We start from the raw sequence: 23034 nt of genomic DNA, 5'->3' as shown, positions 1-23034 counted from the left end.
CTCGGCGGGCGCCGCCGGCGCACACGATTCGCGAGACGCGCCGCCTCGGATATCCCGAATGTGACGATATGACATGTCTTATTTAAGGCATGACCACACATACGCGGCGCACCGTGCTCGGTGCCTCGATCGCGGCCGTGGGCGCGGGAGCCCTGGCCTCCTATGCCGGTTCCGGCTCGCCCGCCGGGTCCGGAGCCTCCACGGCGTCCGCTTCGCCCGCCGGGCCCGGCCCCCGGACGGTGACCCGTTCGCAGCCCCGGCCCGGCCCCCCGGCCGCGGCCCGACCCGCCGGCCGCGGCGACGGCCACGGAGGCGGCCACGGCGGCGGCCACGGGCCCGGGGGATACGTGAGCCCGTCCGGTCCCGAGGTCGAGGCCGCCGAGCGGGCCCGCGGGTCCGGCCCGCTGCGCAGATTCACGCTGACCGCCACCGAGGCCTCCCTCGACCTGGGCGGACCGACCGTCAGATCATGGGCGTACGACGGCATGCTGCCGGGCCGCGAGCTCCGCATCACCAAGGGCGACATCCTCCAGCTCACCCTCGCCAACCATCTGCCGCAGGCGACGACCCTGCACTCGCACGGCGTCCGGCTGCGCTGCGACATGGACGGCGTGCCCGGCCTGACCCAGTCCTCCATCAGACCCGGCGCGGACTTCACCTACCGCTTCGCGGTCTCGCACCCGGGCACGTACTGGGTGCACTCCCACTCGGGCATGCAGCTCGACCGCGGCCTGTACGCCCCGCTGATCGTCGAGGACCCCAGGGAGCCGCTCTCGTACGACAAGGAGTGGGTCGTCGTCCTGGACGACTGGGTCGACGGCGTGGACGGCTCCACCCCGGACGCCGTGTTCGCGCAGCTGAGCCACGGCAGGGGGATGGCGGACATGGGCGAGGGTCACCAGGACTCCGGCCACGCCATGCCCGGCGGCGGCGCGCACGAGCCGGGCGGACGGACGTCGACCGGCCCCTCCCGCATCCTGCACGGCTCACGGAGCCGCATGCTGCGCAGCCCCGGCGGCCATGTCGACTACCCCTACTACCTGGTCAACGGCCGGGTGCCGGACGCCCCTTCGGTCTTCCGGGCCCGCCCCGGCGACCGGATCCGGCTGCGGATCATCAACGCCGGGGCCGAAACGGCCTTCCGGGTGGCGCTGGGCGGCCACCAGATGACCGTGACCCACACCGACGGCTACCCGGTCGAGCACCGGCGGACGGACGCGCTGCTGCTGGGCATGGCCGAACGCTACGACGTGCTGGTCACCGCCAAGGACGGGGTGTTCCCGCTGGTCGCGCTCGCCGAGGGCAAGAACGCGAAGGCCCTGGCGGTCCTGCGCACCGGAAGCGGACGGCGCCCCGGCCCCGGGGTCCACCCGGCGGAGCTGGACGGCCGGGTCGTACCGGCCAGGCGGCTCGTGCCGGACGAATCCGTGGCCTTCTGCGACCGCGCCCCGGACCGCGAGCTGCGCTTCAGGATGACCGGCGACATGAGGCGGTTCAACTGGAGCTTCGACCACCAGCCCTACTCCCTGGACCAGCGCCACCCGATCCGCGAGGGCGAACGGGTCCGCCTCACCCTCGTCAACTCCACCGACATGTGGCACCCGATGCACCTGCACGGCCACACCTTCGGCCTCGCCGGCATCGACGCGGCCGGCGCCCGCAAGGACACCGCCCTGGTCCTGCCGCACCGCAAGCTCGTCGTCGACTTCAACGCGGACAACCCGGGACTGTGGATGCTGCACTGCCACAACCAGTACCACTCGGAGTCCGGGATGATGACGATCCTGGGCTACCGCACCTGAGGACGGCCGCCACCTTGCCGCTGACCGCGCACGCCCCTCACCTGCGGTTCTCCCGAAGATGAGGGGCTGTGGCGGGCTACCTGGCCGCTCGACGCGTCAGGATTCGAACTCCGAGGTCCAGGTGCCCAGGGAGATCTCGGCCGTGATGCCGGGCCCGAAGCCGGCCATCAGGCCGCGGTGGCCGTCCAGGGCCGATGCCTCGGCGAACATGCGGGCCAAGGCGTCGAGTACCACCGCGCTGGCGATGTTTCCGTACTCGGTGAGCGTGGCGCGGCTGAAGCGGAACGCCTCGGGCGGCACGTCGAGGAAGAGGCTCAGGTCGTCCAGGATGCGCGGACCGCCCGCGTGGATGATGTAGAAGTCCATCTTGCTGGCGTTCCACTGGTGCTGTTCCGCGACGGCCTGCAACGCCGGGGCGAGAGGCTCCATGGTCCCGGGCACGCGTTTGTCGAGCTGGAAGTGGAAACCTGTGGACCGGACCGCGTAGGAGATCCAGTCCTCGGTGTCCGGGATGATGTACGAGCCGTTGCGCTCCAGGCGGACTCCGGTGCCACCGTCGCCCCGGATCACGGCCGCGGCGATTCCGTCGCCGAACAGGCCGTTGGACAGCAGCGACCCCACGCCCAGATCGGTGGGCTGGTAGCACAGCGAGCAGAACTCGCAGGCGACGACGAGCGCGTTGGCGTCCGGGTACGCCGTACAGAAGTCGTGTGCCCGGTTGATGGCCGCGCCGCCTGCCGCGCAGCCGAGTTGGGCGATCGGCATCTGTCGTGTCTCCGGCCGGAAGCCCATCTCGCCGATCAGCCATGCGGTCGGCGGGGGCATCATGAAGCCCGTGCAGGAGACGTAGACGATCATGTCGATCTGCTGCGGCTCCAGCTCCGCGTGGTCGAGTGCCTGGCGCACCACGGCCGGAACGCGGGCCTTGGTGTGCGCCTCGTAGGTGGCGCTGCGGGCGTCGAAGCCCGGGTGCTGCAGCACCGTCTCGATCGGCTGGATCAGATGTCGTTTCTGCACCCCGGTGTGTTCGATCAGGCGCAGGATCAGATCGAGCTGCGGATGGTCGCCGTGCAACCGTCGCGCCAGTTCGAGGGTTTCTTCGTTGGTGATGACGTACTCGGGTACCTGGATTGCAGGCTTGCAGAGAACCGCCATGGAATGCCTCCCGCGGACGTGGTCCACACAGCCGGGCCCTGGCCGGATGCGGGCTGTTCGTCTTCCGGCGGCGGCCGCCCCGGATCCGTCCGCGCGAAAGCCGTGCGAACGGACCTGTGGTGGGCGCGGCGCCGGTTTCGAGACCCTGGCACGGGGCGCGGTCGGGGCAGATGGTCGAAGACTCAAGCTCTCCCCGTTGGGGCGGAAAGTGATCCGCCACGGCTTGATCAGCCGTCCGGCTCACGCTACGACGAGTGGGTGAGCGTCGCATGTCGAGCGAGCGGCACGCCGGGACGGCCCGGACCATGGATGACCAGGTCCCTCGCCCCCGAACCCGGCTCCGTCCCGCCCCGATCGGAGCATTCGGGAGGGGGAACCCGGTGCCCCTTCAACCATCCTTGAACCAGCCTTGATCGCCGGCAGACGGGCGATGCGCCCCCGGAGCCGAGCACCGTGCCCCGCCGCCGGGCCGGGCGGCGGGGCACAGTGCTGCGGGCGCCAGTGCTGCGGGCGGCGGCCGTCCACAGGCCTACGAGGGCGCCTCGGACCCATGGACCCGGCGCGCTGCCGGGGGTGCCGCGGTCACCACAGGACGGGCAGCGCGAGCGGATAGCGCCAGATCGACGTCGTGTTCCAGCGCACTTCCTCGGCCGGCTTCGCGAGCCTCAGGTCGGGGAAGCGCTCCAGAAGGCTGCCGATGGCGACCTGCAGTTCCGCGGTGGCGAGCGGAGCGCCGAGACAGTGATGCCCACCCCAGCCGAAGGTCATGTGGGCCGGGCCGGTGCGCTCCAGATCCAGCTCATCGGGACGGTCGAACTTCCGGCCGTCACGGTTGGCCGTCAGATAGGAGACGTGCACGATGTCCCCGGCGCGGATCGTCACCCCGCTCAGTTCCACGTCCTCGGTGGCGACGCGGGGGATGCCGACGCCCTTGCGGAAGGGGATGAAGCGCAGCAGTTCCTCGATGGCCTGCGGGAGCATCCCGGGTTCGGAGCGCAGCACGGCGAGCTCTTCGGGACGGGTGAGCAGGGCGTACGCGATGTTCCCGATCTCGTAGGTGGTGGTGTCCTGGCCGGTGATGAGCAGGACCATGGCCATCACCGCCAGTTCCCGGTCGTTGAGAATCTCGTCCCCGTCACGGGCCGTGGCCAGCGTGCTGATCAGGTCCTCACCGGGGTTCTCGCGCCGCTGCGTCGTCAACTTCTCGAAGTAGGCGCGCAGATCGGCCTTGGCCCGTACGGCGTTGTCCCGGTTGGCGACGCCGGTGTCCATCATGGTCCGGGCGTGGGAACGCAGTTGGGCACGATCGGCCTCGGGGATGTCGAGGACCTCGCAGATGGTGGCCAGGGGCAGGGGGTCCGCCAGGTGCTCGACGAGGTCCGCGGGAGAACCGTGCTCCTCCATCCGGTCCAGCAGCTCGTCCACGACATACTGGGTACGGACCCGCATGCGTTCCATGTGGCGGGGCGCGAAGCCCTTGGAGATCAGGCTGCGCAGGCGGCTGCTGCCCGGTGGGTCCATCACGTTGATCGCCTCGTCCTGAACGATGGGTTCAGGGGTCATGCGCGGAAAATTCCGGCCGATGACGGCGCTTCGGCTGAAACGCCGATCGGTGGTCACCGTGCGCACATCGTCGTAGCCTGTGACGAGCCAGGCCTCGCCGTCACCGTGCGGCAGCCGGATGCGGGAGACGGGCTCTTCGATCATCAAGTGCTTGAGCACAGGATCGAACTCGAGCGCCTCGGCATAGTCGAAGGGACAGGTTCTCGGGACAGCGGCTGGTTCCATGCGAGGCTCCCGACGGGGGTCTGATGAGTGGCTCGAAGATGCCCGGGGGCCGGACAGCACATGGGTGCCCGATCACCCGCGACGGCACTCACCCCTCCGGCCAATCGGCCTAAGAGATCGGCCCCTGCCCGAACCCCGAGATCACAGCTCCCCGAGCCGAGGACCGGGGCCCTGTCGTCACGGACCGCCCGACACCCCCCGCCGTGACCCGCCAGTCACTCCAGGTGACGTACCACCCGCGGTCGCCGGCACAGAAACCCCAGCTCACAGCCGCCCGACCGAACGGGTTAACACCCAGGGATGGACCTCAGGCAAGATGGGGTGTATCTGCCCACCTGCCCACTGCCAGATTTCAAGCTGCCGGACGGTTTCTCTTGGCTGAGTACATCTACACCATGCGCAAGACGCGCAAGGCACACGGCGACAAGGTCATCCTTGACGACGTAACGCTGAGCTTCCTGCCCGGCGCGAAGATCGGTGTGGTCGGGCCGAACGGTGCCGGTAAGTCCACCGTTCTGAAGATCATGGCGGGGCTCGAGCAGCCCTCCAACGGTGACGCGTTCCTGTCGCCCGGATACAGCGTCGGCATGCTGCTCCAGGAGCCGCCGCTCGACGAGTCCAAGACCGTTCTGGAGAACGTGCAGGACGGCGCCGCCGAGGTCATGGGCAAGCTCAAGCGCTTCAACGAGGTCGCCGAGCTGATGGCGACCGACTACTCGGACGCGCTGCTCGACGAGATGGGCAAGCTCCAGGAGGACCTCGACCACGCCAACGCGTGGGACCTGGACACTCAGCTGGAGCAGGCCATGGACGCCCTGGGCTGCCCGCCCGGCGACTGGCCCGTCACCAACCTCTCGGGTGGTGAGCGCCGCCGCGTCGCGCTGTGCAAGCTGCTGCTCGAGTCCCCCGACCTGCTGCTCCTCGACGAGCCCACCAACCACCTGGACGCCGAGTCCGTGCAGTGGCTGGAGCAGCACCTCGCGAAGTACCCCGGCACCGTCGTCGCCGTCACCCACGACCGGTACTTCCTCGACAACGTCGCCGAGTGGATCCTGGAGCTCGACCGCGGTCGCGCCCACCCCTACGAGGGCAACTACTCCACCTACCTCGACACCAAGGCGACCCGCCTCAAGGTCGAGGGGGCGAAGGACGCCAAGCGCGCCAAGCGGCTCAAGGAAGAGCTCGAGTGGGTGCGGTCCAACGCCAAGGGACGTCAGGCCAAGTCCAAGGCCCGTCTCGCCCGGTACGAGGAGATGGCCGCCGAGGCCGACAAGATGCGGAAGCTGGACTTCGAGGAGATCCAGATCCCGCCGGGCCCGCGCCTGGGCTCCATCGTCGTCGAGGTCAACAACCTCTCGAAGGCCTTCGGCGAGAAGGTCCTCATCGACGACCTCAGCTTCACGCTCCCGCGCAACGGCATCGTCGGGGTCATCGGCCCCAACGGCGCCGGCAAGACCACGCTCTTCAAGATGATCCAGGGCCTCGAGACCCCGGACTCCGGCGACATCAAGGTCGGCGAGACCGTCAAGATCTCGTACGTCGACCAGAGCCGCGAGAACATCGACCCGAAGAAGACGCTGTGGGCCGTCGTCTCCGACGAGCTCGACTACATCAACGTGGGTCAGGTGGAGATGCCCTCGCGGGCGTACGTCTCCGCCTTCGGGTTCAAGGGTCCCGACCAGCAGAAGCCCGCCGGCGTGCTCTCCGGCGGTGAGCGCAACCGCCTCAACCTCGCGCTCACCCTCAAGCAGGGCGGCAACCTGCTGCTCCTCGACGAGCCGACCAACGACCTCGACGTCGAGACCCTCAGCAGCCTGGAGAACGCGCTGCTGGAGTTCCCCGGCTGCGCCGTCGTGGTCTCCCACGACCGCTGGTTCCTCGACCGGGTCGCCACGCACATCCTCGCCTACGAGGGCGAGTCCAAGTGGTTCTGGTTCGAGGGCAACTTCGAGTCGTACGAGAAGAACAAGATCGAGCGGCTGGGTGCGGACGCCGCGCGTCCGCACCGTGCCACCTACAAGAAGCTGACCCGGGGCTGATCGATCTTGCGGCACATCTACCGCTGCCCACTGCGCTGGGCGGACATGGACGCGTACGGCCACGTCAACAACGTGGTGTTCCTCCGGTATCTGGAGGAAGCCCGTATCGATTTCCTGTTCCGCCCGGAGAAGGACTTCAAGCAGGGGTCCGTGGTGGCGCGCCACGAGATCGACTACAAGCGGCAGCTCGTCCACCGGCACACGCCCGTGGACATCGAGCTGTGGGTCACGCAGATAAGGGCCGCGTCCTTCACCATCTCCTACGAGGTGAAGGACGGGGACGTCGTGTACGTCCGGGCCTCCACCGTCATCGTGCCGTTCGACTTCGCGACGCAGCGGCCGCGCCGGATCACCGCCGAGGAACGCGAGTTCCTCGAGGAGTACCAGGACGACGACACGGAGGAGGCCGTCGCCGCATGACGGTGCTCCACCTCGCCGACGAGAGGGAGGCGGCGGACCTCGCGGCCTTCCTCTCCCGGCTGCTCCACTACGACCGTGGAGCAGCGGTCCGGCTCCAGGGAGCCGGCACCGCACTCGCCGTCTTCGGCCGGCCGCCGTCCTTCGAGGTCCTCGCGATCCGCGCCGTCCGGCTCGCCAAGCCGTACGAGGACGGGCTCGACGTCACGCTCGACGTGACTGTGTCCGCCGGTGAACTGCTGGAGACGGTGGCCGAGTCGGCGGCCACGGCCGCGGTCCCGTCGGCGGTCACCGGGCCGCCGTGGGCCGGCGTGCTGCCGCCCCGCGGGGGCTGGCGGGCCGAGGAGGGGCTGCCCGCGCCGGACGCGCTGCGCGCTACGGTCGGCGTGGCGGTCGGCGAATTCCGGCGCCGTACCGAGGAGTTGGCGCCCGAAGGCCGTACCCGGGCCGCACTCGACCGGATCGGACGGGAGATCTGGTCCCGGACGGTCGGGGAGACCGGGCTGCCCGTACGGGCCGTGCACGCGGCGCAGTCCTTGGGGTTCCTGCGGTCCGCGCAGGATGCCGCGGACCTGGCGCTGCTCTCGTCGGGTGCGTGGCTGCGGCTGCGCACGCCGTACGGGTCGATCGCCGTGCGGCGGGCGGGGGCGGGGCTCGGGATGCCGGCCCTCAGCGTCCGCTGACGTGACCTCGACCCCGGCCGCGGTCCCGCCCCTGGCCCCGGTGGCGCCGGCGCGTCACTCCGGGGTGTTCACCATCGACTGTGCCGCGTACGTCAGGTAGTTCCACAGCGTCGTCTCGTGCTCCTCGGACAGGCCCAGCTCGTCGACCGCGTCCCGCATGTGCTTCAGCCAGGCGTCGTGCGCGGCCCGGTCGACGACGAACGGGGCGTGGCGCATCCGCAGGCGCGGATGGCCGCGGTTCTCGCTGTACGTCGTGGGCCCGCCCCAGTACTGCATGAGGAACAGCGCGAGGCGCTCCTCCGCAGGACCCAGGTCCTCCTCGGGGTACATGGGCTTGAGGATCGGGTCCCCGGCGACTCCCTCGTAGAAACGGTGGACCAGCCGGCGGAAGGTCTTCTCCCCGCCGACCTGCTCGTAGAAGGTCTGCTCCTGAAGCGTGCCGCGCCGAATCTCTTTCACCTCCCCATGGTCTCAGACGCGGAGACGGAGGTCTCCAGGCTTAGGACCACCCCGCGCACGCCCCCGGCAACACCGAAGCGGCGCCGCCGGGACGCTCGCTTCCCGGGGCCCGGCGCCGCACAGTGGAGACATGGGCGCCCACCATCCCGGCCGTGACCACGACCAGGGCCTCGCGGATCTCGCCGGCCTCGCGGACCTCGCCGCCTTCGAGCGCGCGGAGCTGGTGCGCGAGATCGAGGCGAGCGGGGCCTTCGCCGCCGACCCCCGCTGGCGGGACGCCTTCGCGGCGGTCCCGCGCCATCTCTTCGTGCCGTACTACTACGTCAGCGGCGCCGGCGGCCATCAGCGGCGCTGGGGCGAGAGCCGCGACCCGCGCGCCCGGGAACAGTGGCTGCGCGGCGCCTACGAGGACACCCCGCTCGCCACCCGGCTGCGCGACGGCGAGCTGCTCTCCTCCAGCAGCCAGCCCTCGCTGATGGCGTTGATGCTGGCCGCGCTGTGCGTCGAGGACGGCCACCGGGTCCTGGAGATCGGCGCCGGCACGGGCTACAACGCGGCGCTGCTGTCGCACCGGCTCGGCGACGCGTACGTCACCACGGTCGACCTGGACCCGGAGATCACCGAGTCGGCGCGCAGGCATCTCGCCGCCGCCGGGTACCACCCGACCGTCGTCACCGGGGACGGGGCGCGCGGGGTGCCGGAGCGGGCGCCGTTCGACCGGATCATCGCGACCTGCACGCTGGCGTCGATCCCGCGCGCGTGGGTCGCCCAGTGCCGCCCCGGAGGGCTGATCCTGACCCCGCTGGCGACCGGTCTGGTCGCGCTGACGGTGCGCGACGCCGAGCACGCCGAGGGTTTCTTCCTGCACACGTCCGCCTACTTCGTGCCCCTGCGCGGGGAGAGCCGGCCCGAGCCCGAGCCGGCCGCGTACGGAGGGGTGCCGCGCCTGGCCAGGGAGAGCGACCTGTTCCACTTCCTGCTGGCCCTCACCCGGGGCACCCTCGACCCTCAGGAGGCGTACGCCCTGTGGGCGCGCGAGGGCATGCCGGGACGCGAGCGGTACGGCATCACGGTGGCCGGCGGGGCCGCATGGGCCTGGCTGGACGAGCCGGAGGGGCCGTACTCCTGGCCCCTTCCGGCGTCCTGACCGGTCCTGTGCGACGCCCTAGCCGCGGCGGACGGTGATCGTCGTCCAGGCGCCCACGTGCACCCGGTCGCCGTCCTGGAGCGGTACCGGGACGAACGGCTGGATCGGTTCCTCGCCGTTGTTGACCGTCGTACCGTTCGTCGAGTTCTGGTCGACGACCGCCCAGGTGCCGTCCGGCTGCTGGACCAGCACCGCGTGCTGGTGCGAGACGCCCGGGTCCTCCGGCGGCACCGACAGGTCGATGTCGGGGGTCTCGCCGGTGGAGTGCCGGCGACGGCCGATGGTGACCTGGTTGCCGGTGAGCGTGCGCTGCTGCTCGGGCGAGTACGCGGGCAGGTTGAGCCCCGCGGCCTCCGGCCCCGAGCGGTGCATCATCGCCATGAAGTACGCACGGTCCGGGCCGATCGTCGCCGTCCAGGTGGTCGGCTGCTGCGGGTAGCCGGGACCGGGCGGCGGCGCCTGCTGGGCGCCGGGCTGCGGATAGCCGTAGCCGCCGCCCTGGTGCGGGCCGGGGCCGCCGGGGGCCTGGTGGGACGGCGGGGAGATCACCCAGTCGTCGTCACCGCCGCCGAAGGACGGACCGCCGGACTGCGGCGGCCGGCCCGTCTCCTGCGGGTAGCCGGGCGGGGCGGTGGGACCGGAGGGCTGGTACGCCTGCGGGACGCCCTGGCCTCCGGGACCGCCGGGACCGCCGTGGCCCGTCGCGCCCGGACCGGGCGGTGGCGGGACCGACCGCGAGGGGTCACCGCCGAAGGCACCGGGACCGCCGGGGCCGCCCTGACCGCCGGGGCCACCCGGACCCGAGGGGTCGCGCCGGAACGGGTCGGACGACGGGCCCGAGGGCGCGCGCCCGAAAGCGCCGCCGCCACCACCGGCGGGCGGGCCGGGAGGACCGGACGGGTCGTGTCCGAAGGCGTTGGGGCCACCGGACGTGACACCGGGGCCGCCCTGGCCGGAGGGGTCGCGCCCGAAGGCGCCGGGACCGCCCTGACCGGAGGGTTCACGCCCGAAGGCACCGGGACCGCCGGGACCGCCGGCCGTACCGCCCGGACCCGACGGCTCACGCCCGAACGCACCCGGACCGCCGGGGCCACCCGGACCGCCCGGGCCCGACCCCTCGCGTCCGAACGGCGGTGCGCCGCCCGGTCGGGACGACGGATCGCCGCCGTACGGCGGGCCCGGCGGGATCGGCTCGGCGGGGCGGTTCACCTGGGACGGACGGGAACTCTGGTAGTCGAAGGAGTCGCTGCCGCCGAAGGACGGGGGCGGCGCCTGGAAGCGCGGATCGGGACCCGCGCCGGGACCCGCACCGGGGCCGGGGGCCGGCGGGCGCGGGGCGGCCGGGGTGTACGAGGTCGCCGTGTTGGTGAGGAAGTTCCACCGGCACTCCTCGCAGAACGGCGCACCGCCCTCACGGGGCGTACGGCACTGCGGGCACAGCTCGGGCTCACGGTCCGGCGCGGAGGAGTACGGCCGGCCCCCGGGCTGGGTGTTCTGCGGGGGCGGGAAACCGTAGCCGCCGGCGCCCGGGGGCGGCGGGGGCGGGGGAGGAGGTACGGCACCGGCCATGCGGTGACCGCAGACCTCGCACCAGTCGTCGGAACCCGACTGGTGTCCGTTCGGGCAGGTCGGCATGTCGGCGCGTCCCCCTTTCCTTCGGTGTCCCACATGGGCCGCTCAGGTCACTTCTTTACACGAACAGTCTTTGTGGACCGGGTCTCGAGCGTCATCTCGTCGGCGTCCGCGACCTTCGCCTTCAGTCGCACAGTACCTGTCGTGGCATCGACCACGTCCACCACCTTCGCAAGCAGTTTCGCAGTATCCGCGTTCCCCGAGACGCTCGCGAGCTGAACGGCCCTGCCCAGTTTGGCCGTTGCTCCATCGAAATCGCCCGCTTTGCGCAGGTCGAGCCCCTGCTGGATGACCTGTGCCAGTTCGGCCTGGCCCGTGTAGTGCGCGACCTGCGGGTTGATCGAGGTCGAGGCGGCCATGTCGTCGGTCCACACGGCCTTGACCAGGCCCGGGGACCCCAGGTTCTGCACGGCCCCTTCCCCGGGCTGCGGGACGACCAGGGAGACCCGGGCGGCGAGCATCTCCTGGCCGATGTTCGCGGCCGGGACCTCGACACACACGTGGTAGTCGCGGGACTCGTCGCCCCAGGAACCCGTGGGGTAGTCGCCCGCCCGGGGGCCCGCCTCCGTACGGCGTCCGGTCAGCTCCTCGACGGTCGGGGCGACCTGCTTGACGAACTTGACGGTGGTGCCGACCGGGGTCCACAGGCGCAGCGCGACGTCCGCGACCTCCTTGCCCATCGCCGTCTCCATCATCTGCGTGAAGTCGGCGGCGAGGCCGGCCGGGTCGGCGACGATGTCGGCGGTGCCGAGCAGTGCGGAGGCGATCCCTGTGACTTCTTTCACTTCCCAGTCGGTGCCCACGCCCCGGGCATCACAGGTGAAGCGGCCCGCGCACAGGTCGAGGGCGGCCTTGAGGTCCTCGGGCGACTCGTGTTCGTTGCGTCCGTCGGTGAGCACGATGCCGTGCCGGATGCCGACGTCGGCCGAGGACAGCAGCCGCTCGGCCAGCCGCAGCCAGGTGCCGATCGCCGTGCCGCCGCCCGCGCTCAGCCGGCGCAGGGCCTGCTTGGCCTGCTCGCGGGTGGTGGGGTCGGCGACCGCGAGCCGGCCGCCGCCCGGGTAGACCTCCTTGGCCACGTGCGTGCCGCCGATCACCGCGAAGTGCACCCCGTCGCGCAGGGTGTCGACGGCGGCGGCTGTGGCGTCCCGGGCGTTGCGCATCTTGGTCGGCGGGTAGTCCATCGAGCCGGAGCAGTCCACCATGATCGCCACGGCGGCGGACGGGCTCTCGCCCGGCGCGTACACGTGCGGCGCGGTGACCGCGCTGCCCACCGTGCCGCCGCCGGTGGCGGTCACGGTGACGATCGCGTTGACCTCGCGGCCGCCCTCCGGCAGGTACTCGTTCTGGTAGACGTCCACCGAGAACTGCGGCACGTTCGACTTCGAGAAATTGGCCATACGTACTCAAATCCCCCTTGTGCGCCTCGCCGGAGCGAGGCGAAGACTGTGGACGGACCGGTCCCCTCCGGTCCGTCGAGGCTTCCCCGTGAGCTGTGTCCGCTACGGCTTTTGTGCCGCCTCAGGCGGATCCTGCCCCCTGCGGCGGCGCGGGGAACGGCACGACGGCCACTGTTACGTTGTCGTGGCCCCCGCCGTCCAGGGCGTGACCGACCAGGACCCGGGCGCTGTGCAGCGGACGTACGGCGGCGTCGAGCGGGACCGCCTCGGCCATCTCCCCGGCCGCCTCCGCGTAGTTCCACAGGCCGTCGGTGCACACCACGACCACACCGGGCCGGTCCGGTTTGAAGGAGGCGGTGTGCGGCTCCAGTTCGTAGGCGTCCGCGCCGAGCCAGCCGGTGATCGCGTGGGCGCGCTCGTCGGCGTACGCCTCGGCCTCGTTCATCAGGCCCGCGGCGACCATCTGGGCGGCCCAGGAGTCGTCCTCGGTGAGCCGGGCCGGGGGCGAACTGCGGTCCGTCGGCACCCAGTAGGCGCGGCTGTCGCCGACCCAGCCGACGACCAGCAGACCGGCGGTGACGACCGCGCCGACGAGGGTGCAGGCGGGGGAGTTCTGGTGCGGGGTGTGCTCGCGGGCGCCGGCGGGCTCGTCGGCCAGCGCGTTGACCGCGTGCGAGGCGGCGATGATCGCCTCGTGCATGGCCGCCTGCGGGTGCGTGCCGTGCGGCAGGGCCGCCAGCAGCGACTCGCTCGCCACCTTCGACGCGGCCATGGAGGCCTCGTCGGGGCGGGTCGCCGAGGACACGCCGTCACAGACGATCGCGACGAGCGCGCGGGAGCCGTCGGGCAGCGCGGCGGTGCCGAGACCGAAGGCGTCCTCGTTGCGGTGGTGGCGCAGACCGCGGTCGCTCACGGCGGCCAACGGGCCCGACTCCAGCTCCATGTGGTCGCGTTCGCGGGGCTGGGCGTGCCCGCAGTTCTCGCAGTACCCGTCGTCGTCGACCCGGCCGGCGCGGCAGGCCACGCACACCTTCGCGGGCTCGGCCACCACGGCGGCCTCGGCGGCCACCCGGGGGTCCGGCGCCTGGAGCGGATACTCCTCGGGCTCCGCCGGCCGGTCGAAACGGACACCGGAGACCGGGGCGTCGGGGGCCGCGGAGGCCTCGGGCGTGCCGGGGGAGACCGGGAGGCCCGAGGAACCAGGAGCGCCGGGCGCACCGGACACACCGGACGCACCGGGTGTGCCGGACACACCGGACGCACCGGACGCACCGAGGGGCGGGGCCATGGGGGCCGCGGCAGGCGGGGGCACCGGGGCGCCGGCGGGCGGGGGCACGGGCATGCCGCCGTGCGCGGGCTGGGCCGGGCCCGGGGGCCGGGGCGGCGCGGCGGGCGGCAGGGGCACCCCGGCCGACTGCGCCGCCGTACCGGCGCCGGTGCGACCCGTGGCCCCCGGCAGCCCCGCTCCGCTCGCCTCGGCCCCCGGCGCGTGCCCGGGAGCCGCCGTGGACCAGGCCGCCGCCTCCGGGGGCAGCGGGGGCGCCGCGCCGTTCATGGTGAGGGTGGGATGGTCCTCCGGGTGGGGCGGCACGACCGACAGGTCGTATCCGCACGCTCCGCAGAAACGGTCACCCGCATCGAGCGGCTCCGCGCAGCTCGGACACGTCGGCAGCGCTGCCTGCCGGGGCATCTGCGACATCAACTACACCCACGTCCGGGGGCGGTAACGATTGGCACGTTCCACCAGGTCGATCCTCTCCTCACCGCCGCTCGCCAGCCGGGCGAGCGTGCGGTACGAGCGCTCCAGGCCGAAACGGAGCCCCCGTTCGTCCAGTTCGCTGCCGAGCAGTGCCCGACGCGCCCCGGGGCCAGCGCCCTGGCCACCGGAGAGTATCCAGTCCAGCGCGCACCCGAGGACCTCCGCGGACAACTGCTCGCGCCGGGTCGCGTCGAGACCGTACGCGTCCAGCGCCTCGACCTGCGCCGCGCCGGCGGTGAGGTCCTCCAGGAAGGGTACGTCGGACGCGACCGCGGTCCGCTGCCGCAGCCGGGCGCGGACCGCCGCCACCCGGGCGGCGGTGTAGTGGATGGAGGACTCCGGCACCGACTCCAGGGTCTTCACCGCACCCCGCCGGTCCCCGGCCGCCAGCTGCACCCGCGCCAGCCCGAACGCCGCGCTCACATAGCTCGGGTCGGTCGACCACACCAGCCCGTAGTACTCGGCCGCGTTGTCCAACTGGCCCAGCACCTCCGCGCACAGGCCGAGCGCCAGCTTGGGCGCGGGCTCGCCGGGGAAGGCGTCGTAGATCGCGTCGAAGGCGAGCGCGGCGCCCTCGTGGTCGCCGGTGACCAGCGAGGCCACACCGCGGTACCAGACGACCCGCCAGTCGTCGGGGCGCTCGTCCTCCAGTGTGCCCAGGGACGTGTGGGCGGCCTGGTGGTCGCCGTTCTCCAGCCAGGCGCGGACCTGCCGCAGCCGGGTCTCCACGGACGCCGCGGGCGCGGCCCCGAGCGCCGTGATCAGCTCGGCCGGCGCGGAGGCCAGCAGGCCCGCGAGGAAGCCCGCGTTGGGGTCGGACGGGTCGACGTGCGGGACGGGCAGCGCGAGCGAGGCCGTCGGCGCCGGGACCGCGCGCACCAGGCCCGCCGTGACGGCCGGGAGCGGGGCGGGCGAGGCCGGATCCCCCTGGGGACGCAGGGGCTTGACGATCCGTGCGCCGAGCCGTGACACCTCGCCGTCCAGTCTCGGGAACAGCTCCGTGTCCGTGACCTTCACCTCGGGGCCGAACAGCGTCGACAGCGCCGGGCGCGCCCGGCCGCTCTGGAGCGAGACGACCTCCCGCAGCACACCCGTCAGCTGCTCCGCCATCTCCTGCGCGGAGGCGAACCGGCGGGCCGGGTCGGGGTCGGTGGCACGGACCAGCAGCCGGTAGAAGGACTCGTAGCGGCGGAAGACCTCGATGTTGTCCGGGTCGGGCAGCGAGTCGACGAAGACCGTCGTGTAGCCCTGGAAGTCGAACGTCATCACCGCCAGCGTCCGGCCGACCGTGTACAGGTCGCTCGCCACCGACGGGCCGACCTCGGCGACCTCGGGCGCCTGGTAGCCGACCGTGCCGTAGATCGCCGACTCGTCGTCGTCCATCCGGCGCACCGCGCCCATGTCGATCAGCTTGAGCTGGTCCTCGGTCTGGATGGCGTTGTCGACCTTGAAGTCGCAGTACAGCAGGTTGCGGCTGTGCAGATGGCCGAGCGCCTCCAGGGCCTCGATGCCGTACGCGCACGCCTGCTCCACCGGCAGCGGGTCCCGCTTGCCGTCGGGCGTGCGGCGGGCGTTGGCGATCTCCTTGAGGGACTTGCCGCCGACGTACTCCATGACGATGTAGCCGTCGAGCGAGCCGGTCCGCTGGTCGAGGTGCTCGACGAAGTTGTAGATCCGCACGATGTTGGCGTGCTCGATCTCGGCGAGGAAGCGCCGCTCGGAGATCGCGGCGTCCATCGCGTCCTGGTCGCCGGTGTCCAGCAGGCCCTTGAGGACCACCCAGCGGTCCGACACCGCCCGGTCCACCGCCAGGTAGATCCAGCCGAGGCCGCCGTGCGCCAGACAGCCCACGACCTCGTACTGACCGTGCACGACGTCCCCGGACCGCAGCTTCGGGACGAAGGAGTACGGGTGGCCGCACTTGGTGCAGAAGCCCTCCGTGCGCCCGGTCCGCTCGCCGCGCGAACGGCCCACCGGGGCACCGCAGTCGGAGCGCGAGCAGAACCGCTTGCGCTCGGGCACCTCGGGGTTGTCCAGGACCATCGCGCGCGGGTCGGGCCGCGGCACCTGCGGCACCTGGACCAGGCCCACGCCGAGCCGGGCCCGCCCGGAGGAGCCGGCCGTCGAACCGGAGCTGCGCACCGACACCGAACGGCCCGTCGACTTCCCCGACAGGGAGCGCGAGAGCCGGCCCGACACCGAGCGGCGCGACTTCGCCGACTGCGACGACGTACGGGAGCTGCGGGCCGAGCGGGAACTGCCGCTGCCCGCCGAGCCCTTGCCGCCGCCGGTGATCCCGGTCGGCGGCGAGCTCACCGGACCGCCCGCGGACACGACCGGCGCCAGACCGCAGGTGTCGCAGTACAGCTCGCCGCCGCCCACGTCCTCGTACGATCCCTCGCAGCCCGGTCGCTGACACGACTGTCCTGCCTGGCTCATGGCTACCGCTCCCCCCTGTGGTCCTGAGGTCCGCCCTGTTCCGCCGCGCGCGGGGCGGACAGGAGTTCGGCGGCCGCCTGCTGGTAGCGCAGGACGGCCTGTCCGGCGACGCGCAGATCGCAGGGCGCGCTCCACAGCATGCGCCGCGCCGCGTCGTAGCGCTCGATGAGGAACGGGTCCTCGGCGAGCCCGAGCCGGGCGACCTTCGCCTTGTACGCGTCGAGCCGGCCGCGCAGCTCCGCGCGGACCGCCAGCGGCTGGGTGACCGCGGTCAACGACTCGCGGGCCCGCAGCAGTTCGTCCTCCGCCTTCTGCTCCAGGGACTCCAGGAGCGGGGACAGACGGTGCCACTGGGCGTGTCTGCGGTACTCGGCGGCCGTCGCCAGCTGCTCCTGGAGCACGGTCGGCGGGCCGCTGACCACCGGTACCTCCGTCGCGGCGATCTTCGCGAGCACCTCGCCGCGCGCGGTGCGCGCCTCGGCGAGCGTACGGTCCGCGCGGCTGAGGACGTCGCGCAGTCTCACCAGCCGCTGCTCCGCGTCCTGGCGGACCGTCAGGACGGCGTCGATCTCCCGCCGGACGTCCTCCAGCGCGCGTGCCTCACGGTCGTACACCGTGGTGTCCGGGCGGCCGCCGCCCGGCGCCGAACTGCCCTGCGTGGGCACCCAGTACGCCAGCGGGTCGGACACCACCTGCTCGCGCAGACGCGTCAGCGTGCGCGTGATGCGCTCCAGGTCGTCGCCCGCCGGGTGCTCGCCCGGGCGGACGCCCACCGAGTGCGCCAGCCGGCGGGTGCGCTGGAGCTCCGCGGCCAGTAAATCTATCCGCGCGGGCAGCGCCGACCACACCGCGTCGGCGGCGACGACCATGTCCAGCGACGACGCGTACAGCTCGTTCATCCGGTCGACGAGGGAGACGAGCGAGAAGCTCTGGCTGAGCCTGCCCGTGCCGAGCAGTGTGGGCGCGCCCGCCAGCGCGGACCCGGCGACCGTCACCGACTCGCCGCGCAGCAGCTCCGTCAGGTCCGCCAGGTCCTCACGGCTGGACCAGCGGCGCCGCGAACGGATCTCCCGCGCGGAGCGCAGCGCGTCCGTGTACGCGTCGAAGTACGCCCACAGCAGGGTGATCGACGCCTCCGCCCCCGCCCAGCGTTCCCTGGTGACGCCGGTCAGTTCGGCGCCCTCGAGGAGTCGGCGGCCCGCATGGTCCTGGAGCGCGAGGAGCGAGGTCTCGATCGCCTCGTGCTCCGCGCCGAGCCGCGCCAGCGCACGGTCGACCTCGTCCCGGTCCATCACCGGCCCGGGGGGTCCCGTGACGCCCATCGATCACCTCTCGTCGCTGGTTCGGTTCGTTCGCTTCCTGCCGTTGCTCCGTCAGCTCTCGCGCAGGTACTGCGCGGGCGTGGGCGGTTTCGACGTGGTCGCGTCGGTTCCCAGTGTCGCCGACAGCCATGTGTCGTACGACGCCTGCCAGCCGCTCGCCCGGTACTCCACCAGGATCCGGTTGACCCGGCGGACCAGATCGTCGGCGTCCTTGTTCATCGCCACGCCGTAGTACTCGGTGGTGAACGGGTCGCCCTTGAGCTCCACCGTCGGGTCCTGGGCGGCCTGGCTGGCCGCGAGCGCGCCGTCGGTGACGACGGCGTCGACCTCGCCGAGCTGCAACCGGACCAGGCAGTCCAGCTGGTTGGGGACGACGGTGTCGAGGTTGACGCTCTTCGGGATCCGGCCCGCGTCCCGGTCCTCGGTCAGCCGGGTGTTGGCCGTCGAACTGGCCGCCGTGCACACCTTGGTGTCCGCCAGCGTGGCGTCGTACCCCTTGATCTTCGACGACTTGGGGGCGAGGAGCTGCTGGCCGGTCTTGAAGTAGGGCGCGGAGAACGCGACATCGGACAGCCGGTCGCAGGTGATCGTCATCGTGCGGACGATCATGTCGACCCGGCCCTCCTGGATGGCCGGGATGCGCTGGTTGGTCGGGATGGCCTTGAACTGGACCGCGTCGGGGTCGCCGAGGATGTCCTCGGCTATCCGGTGGACCAGGTCGATGTCGAAGCCCTCCAGCGCGGCCGTGGTGTTGTTGGGGTCGCGGTAGCCCCAGCGGTAGCTGTTCTGGTCGACACCGACGATCAGCTTGCGCTTCTCGCCCTGCCGGGCCTTGATCGCGGCGATCGTGTCGCCGTCCGCCGCGGACGGCGACAGGGTCAGCTTCTCCGCGTCCTTGTCCTTGCAGGCGGCGTCGGCCGCCTGGTGGCCCTCGGCGACCCCGGGGCCGTCGAGGCCCGCCGACCCGTCGTCGGGGGACTGGGTTCGCGGCAGCAGCAGCACGAAGGCCAGCGCGAGGGCGCAGAAGGCCGCCATCGCCCCTACACCGCCCCAGCCCTTCAGACCGGCCCGCACACGTCGCGCACGCATCGTCACGCCCCCTCTCACCGGTACTCCGACAGCCTGCGGCCGATGCCGAGGACGGCGCCCGCCGCGCCCAGGACGGCGAGGACGGCCGCGCCGACGGTCAGCCCGGTCATCGCGTCCAGGCCGTCGCCGGCCGCCTGCCGGAACTCGGTCTGCTCATGGGCAAGCGCGTTCTCCAGGTTCGTCTCGACACTGTCGAAGCACTCGCCGGTCGCGCCCTTGCCGCCGATCACCAGGGCCAGCGCCTGCTCGTAGTTGCCGTTGTCGTCCTGGCCGCGGGCCGCGGTGTGGCGCTTCTTCCACTCGGCCATGTTGCTCTCGGCCGAGGTGACCGGCTGCTCGCCGGCCTTGTCGTCGGCGAGCTTCGCCGCCTGGGCGAGGCCCTTGCCGAGGGTGGCCATCTCGGAGGTGAACTCGTGGTCGTACTTGTCGACCGTCACCTCCTTGCCGTCGGCCGTCACCTTCGTCGTCTCGGCGCCGCGGGCCACCAGCGTGAGGTTCTCGTTGCCGCGCGCCTTGAGGGAGGCGATCCGGGCGTCGTGCAGGACGTTCAGCGAGCGCACGCCGTGCTCGTAGGAGTCGTTCAGGCCCGCGCGGGCCACGCTGTGGCCGATGACCAGCCAGAGCAGGACGACGGTGGCGGTCGCCGTGGCCGCGACCAGGCCGTGGTTCAGGACCCGGTTCGTGCGCCGGTAGTTGCGGTGCTGCGCCCAGGCCAGGCCGGCCAGCGCCAGGACACCCAGCGCGATCGCCGCCCACGGGTAGGGCGTGGCGTCCGCGTAGTCGTCCTCCAGCCGCTGGTTCTCCTTCTTGTAGAGGTCCTCCGCGGCCGGGAGCATCTCCTTCTGCATCTTCTGGTTGGCGTACCGCAGATAGGCACCGCCGACCGGGAAGCCCTGCCGGTTGTACGTCCGCGCGCGCTCGACCAGGCCCTTGTACTCCGGCAGCAGCTTGTTCAGCTTGGTGATCGCCTCGCTGGAGGGCGAGCCGGGGTCGGCGTTGTTGGCCGCGGTGACCAGGTACTCGGCGGCCCGGTCGATGTCCTCCTCGTAGCGCTGCCGGGACTCCGCGGTCTCCTGGCCCCCCGCCAGGAAGCCGCTGGAAGCCGCGGTGTTGGCGTCCGCGAGGGAACGGTAGATGTCGGCGGCGGCCGTGCTCAGGGGCTGGCTCTTGTGCAGCACGTCGTCGGCGGCGGCCGCGCGGTCGGCGGTCTGCCAGGCGGTGACGGCGCCGAACGCGACCACGAGGAGGGCGAGCAACGCGCCGATGATGCGCAGCCGGCCCGGTTCGGTGGTCGCCGCGGCGCGAGCCTTGTCCAGGCCCTCGGCGAACGCCGTGCGCCGCGCCGGTGCGGGCGCGGGCGTCGGCACCGGCGCGGCCGTCGGCGCGGGCACCGGCGCAGGCGTCGGCGGCGGTGGTGCCGTGCTGGTCGTTGGCGGGTTTGCCACGTGTCTGACCTCCCCCATGGTCATGCCTCGCCGCAAGTATCGCTGGCGGGAGTGACAATGCGAACCCGGTTGGCTGGATCTTGATCAGATCGCAGTGACCCTCCGCTCATGAATACGCGGTGGGCGGGTGTTCGGTTCCTTCCCCGAGGGCGGGGTCTGTTCGGGACGAGGGTGCCGTTGTGGCTGGTCGTGCCGTTCCCCGCGGCCCCGGGACTGCGCGCTCACCCCGCGCCGAAGTGGGAACGCGCCCTTTTCTGCGCCTCGGCCCCCGCCCCCAGCCGGTCCATGCCCAGGAGCGCCGCTCCCAGGACCGGGCGGGCCCTTACCACCCTCACCACCGCCTTGGGTGCCTTCTCCGCCAGCAGGGTGCGTACGCCGTCGTCCAGTTGACCGTGACCCGCCGTCAGGACGCCGCCGCCCAGCAGAACCGGGGTCTCGTCCACCAAGAGGTCCAGGCGGGTCAGGGCGACCAGGGCCATCGTGGCCACCTCCCGCGCCAGGCGGTCGACGATCGTGCGGGCCACCTCGTCCCCGGCCGACGCCGTCGCGAAGAGCACCGGCGTCAGTTCGTGCCGGCGCGCGTCGGGGAGGCGCCCCAGATGCAGGGCCTCGATCAGGGCGTACATGGTGGGCAGCCCGAAGTGGGCCGGCAGGGCGTGCGCCAGGGCGGTCGCCTCGCCCCGGCCGTCCTCCGCGCGGGCCGCGTGCCACAGGGCCTCCTCGGCCAGGCCCCAGCCGCCGCCCCAGTCGCCGGAGAGCCGGCCGAGCGCCGGGAAGCGGGCGGTCTCGCCGTCGGGGCGCATGCCGACGCAGTTGATGCCGGCACCGCAGACGACGGCCACCCCCCGGGGTTCGGCGACACCCGCCCGCAGGATCGCGAAGGTGTCGTTGCGGACGTCGACGGACGTGCCCCACGCGCGTGCGCGCAGGGCCGCCGCCAGCTGTTCCTCCTCGACGGGCAGGTCGGCGTTGGCGAGGCAGGCCGAGACATGGGCCACCGAGGTGACGCCGGCGGCGCTGTACGCGCGCGTGACGGTGTCCGCGAGCGCGTCGACCGCCGCCTCCACACCGTCCGCCGGAGGACGGAAACCGCCGCCGCGGGCCGTGGCGAGCACCTCCCCGTCCGCCGCCACCACGGCCACGTCGGTCTTGCTGTTGCCCGCGTCGATGGCGAGGACACTTGCCGTCAGGCCCACGCGAGGTGCTCCCTGTTGTGTGCGATCAGTCGGTCGGTCAGCTGCTCGGCGTACGCGTACTGGCCGACCAGGGGATGGGCGAGCAGCGCGCGGAAGACCCGGTCGCGGCCGCCGCGCAGCGCCGCCTCCAGCGCCAGGTCCTCGTACGCCGTCACGTTGGCCGTCAGGCCCGCGTAGAGGGGGTCCACCGGGCCCGTGGGGAGCGGGGAGGGGCCCTTGGGGCCCACCGCCGCCTGGACCTCGATGACGGCGTCGTCGGGGAGGAAGGGGAGCGTGCCGTCGTTGCGGGTGTTCACCACCTGGTACGGGCTGCCCGCACCGGTGAGCAGCGCCGCCGCGAGGTCCACGGCGGCCTCCGAGTAGTAGGCCCCGCCGCGCTTCGCCAGCAGCTCCGGCTTCTCGTCCAGGGCCGGGTCGCCGTACATCTCCAGCAGCTGCCGTTCCATGGCGGCCACTTCGGCGGCCCGCGACGGCTTGGTGCGCAGTTCGCGGACGACCTCGTCGTGGGCGTAGTAGTAGCGCAGGTAGTACGACGGGACCACGCCCAGCCGGTCGAGGACCGGGCGGGGCAGGCGCAGGTCGCCGGCGATGGCGTCGCCGTGCACGGCCAGCAGGCCGGGCAGGACGTCGTCGCCCTCGGGGCCGCCGAGCCGTACCGCCGTCTCCCAGGTGAGGTGGTTGAGGCCCACGTGGTCGAGATGGATGTCGGACGGGGAGACGTCCAGCAGCGCGGCGAACTTCCGCTGGAAGCCGATCGCCACGTTGCACAGGCCGACCGCGCGGTGGCCCGCCCGCAGCAGGGCGCGGGTGACGATGCCCACCGGGTTGGTGAAGTCGATGATCCAGGCCCGGGGGTTGGCCCGGCGGACCCGTTCGGCGATGTCCAGGACCACCGGGACCGTGCGCAGCGCCTTGGCGAGACCGCCGGCGCCGGTGGTCTCCTGGCCGACGCAGCCGCACTCCAGGGGCCAGGTCTCGTCCTGCTCGCGGGCGGCCTGGCCGCCGACGCGGAGCTGGAGGAGGACGGCGTCGGCGCCGTCCACGGCCGCGTCCAGGTCGGACGTCGTCACGATCCGGCCGGGGTGCCCCTGCCGGGCGAAGATACGGCGGGCCAGGCCGCCTACCAGGTCGAGCCGTTCGGCCGCCGGGTCCACCAGGACCAGTTCCGTGACGGGGAGCGTGTCCCGCAGCCGCGCGAAGCCGTCGATCAGTTCGGGTGTGTAGGTCGAGCCGCCGCCGACCACGGTGAGTTTCACAGAAGG

Annotated in this window: 17 protein-coding genes; 5 read left to right on the top strand and 12 right to left on the bottom strand. The window is 72.4% G+C overall.

The window, feature by feature from the left end; all coding sequences use genetic code 11:
- Positions 1–89: 89 nt before the first annotated feature.
- Positions 90–1802, top strand: coding sequence for a multicopper oxidase family protein (locus IE275_RS08185; protein WP_189709214.1), 1713 nt, complete (start codon positions 90–92; stop codon positions 1800–1802).
- 96 nt (positions 1803–1898) lie between these two features.
- Here the strand turns inward: IE275_RS08185 and IE275_RS08180 are convergent, their stop codons facing one another.
- A complete protein-coding gene (locus IE275_RS08180; protein ID WP_189709212.1) occupies positions 1899–2957 on the bottom strand; it encodes a type III polyketide synthase in 1059 nt (352 codons plus the stop codon).
- A 582-nt stretch (positions 2958–3539) separates the two neighbouring features.
- The gene (locus IE275_RS08175) at positions 3540–4745 is read right to left on the bottom strand and encodes a cytochrome P450 (RefSeq protein WP_189709210.1); all 1206 of its coding nucleotides are present in this window, start codon (positions 4743–4745) and stop codon (positions 3540–3542) included.
- A gap of 374 nt (positions 4746–5119) precedes the next feature.
- On the opposite strand from IE275_RS08175, the gene ettA reads away from it, so the two are divergent.
- The 3 genes from ettA to IE275_RS08160 are packed head-to-tail and all read left to right on the top strand — an operon-like array spanning position 5120 to position 7884.
- On the top strand, positions 5120–6784 hold the full coding sequence (ettA, locus tag IE275_RS08170) for an energy-dependent translational throttle protein EttA (RefSeq protein ID WP_189709208.1): 1665 nt from the start codon (positions 5120–5122) through the stop codon (positions 6782–6784).
- Positions 6785–6790: 6 nt separating this feature from the next.
- Positions 6791–7204 carry an acyl-CoA thioesterase gene (locus tag IE275_RS08165; protein ID WP_189709206.1) on the top strand — a complete coding sequence of 138 codons (414 nt, stop codon included), beginning with the start codon at positions 6791–6793 and terminating at the stop codon, positions 7202–7204.
- Complete coding sequence (locus tag IE275_RS08160) at positions 7201–7884, top strand: DUF8185 domain-containing protein (RefSeq protein WP_189709204.1); 684 nt, start codon at positions 7201–7203, stop codon at positions 7882–7884. The genes IE275_RS08165 and IE275_RS08160 overlap by 4 nt, the downstream gene beginning before the upstream one ends.
- A 54-nt stretch (positions 7885–7938) precedes the next feature.
- Here the strand turns inward: IE275_RS08160 and IE275_RS08155 are convergent, their stop codons facing one another.
- Entirely contained in the window at positions 7939–8343 is a 405-nt protein-coding gene (locus IE275_RS08155; protein ID WP_189709202.1) for a globin, read from the bottom strand.
- Positions 8344–8473: 130 nt separating this feature from the next.
- Between IE275_RS08155 and IE275_RS08150 the strand changes: the two genes are divergently transcribed.
- A complete protein-coding gene (locus tag IE275_RS08150) occupies positions 8474–9490 on the top strand; it encodes a methyltransferase domain-containing protein (RefSeq protein ID WP_189709200.1) in 1017 nt (338 codons plus the stop codon).
- An 18-nt stretch (positions 9491–9508) separates the two neighbouring features.
- Here IE275_RS08150 and IE275_RS08145 read toward each other — a convergent pair whose 3' ends face one another.
- From IE275_RS08145 to IE275_RS08105, 9 genes are all read right to left on the bottom strand, one after another.
- Entirely contained in the window at positions 9509–11125 is a 1617-nt protein-coding gene (locus tag IE275_RS08145; protein ID WP_189709198.1) for an FHA domain-containing protein, read from the bottom strand.
- Between the two features lie 47 nt (positions 11126–11172).
- A complete protein-coding gene (locus IE275_RS08140) occupies positions 11173–12522 on the bottom strand; it encodes a vWA domain-containing protein (protein ID WP_189709196.1) in 1350 nt (449 codons plus the stop codon).
- Positions 12523–12643: 121 nt separating this feature from the next.
- Positions 12644–14212 carry a PP2C family protein-serine/threonine phosphatase gene (locus IE275_RS08135; RefSeq protein WP_444545876.1) on the bottom strand — a complete coding sequence of 523 codons (1569 nt, stop codon included), beginning with the start codon at positions 14210–14212 and terminating at the stop codon, positions 12644–12646.
- A 12-nt stretch (positions 14213–14224) separates the two neighbouring features.
- Complete coding sequence (locus tag IE275_RS08130) at positions 14225–16720, bottom strand: serine/threonine-protein kinase (protein WP_189709192.1); 2496 nt, start codon at positions 16718–16720, stop codon at positions 14225–14227.
- 2 nt (positions 16721–16722) lie between these two features.
- Entirely contained in the window at positions 16723–18042 is a 1320-nt protein-coding gene (locus tag IE275_RS08125; protein WP_189709190.1) for a coiled-coil domain-containing protein, read from the bottom strand.
- A gap of 51 nt (positions 18043–18093) precedes the next feature.
- A complete protein-coding gene (locus IE275_RS08120) occupies positions 18094–19131 on the bottom strand; it encodes a glutamate ABC transporter substrate-binding protein (RefSeq protein WP_189709188.1) in 1038 nt (345 codons plus the stop codon).
- 14 nt (positions 19132–19145) lie between these two features.
- Positions 19146–20594 carry a GlnX family signal transduction membrane protein gene (locus tag IE275_RS08115; RefSeq protein ID WP_189709848.1) on the bottom strand — a complete coding sequence of 483 codons (1449 nt, stop codon included), beginning with the start codon at positions 20592–20594 and terminating at the stop codon, positions 19146–19148.
- 203 nt (positions 20595–20797) lie between these two features.
- The gene (locus IE275_RS08110) at positions 20798–21772 is read right to left on the bottom strand and encodes an N-acetylglucosamine kinase (protein ID WP_189709186.1); all 975 of its coding nucleotides are present in this window, start codon (positions 21770–21772) and stop codon (positions 20798–20800) included.
- On the bottom strand, positions 21763–23028 hold the full coding sequence (locus IE275_RS08105; RefSeq protein WP_189709184.1) for a 6-phospho-beta-glucosidase: 1266 nt from the start codon (positions 23026–23028) through the stop codon (positions 21763–21765). The genes IE275_RS08110 and IE275_RS08105 overlap by 10 nt, the downstream gene beginning before the upstream one ends.
- Between the last annotated feature and the right edge of the window lie 6 nt (positions 23029–23034).

The sequence above is a fragment of the Streptomyces phaeofaciens genome (genome assembly GCF_014648915.1).
Classification (GTDB): domain Bacteria; phylum Actinomycetota; class Actinomycetes; order Streptomycetales; family Streptomycetaceae; genus Streptomyces; species Streptomyces phaeofaciens.
Note: the sequence above shows the minus strand (reverse complement) of the source record. Positions and strands in the feature narration are given on the sequence as shown.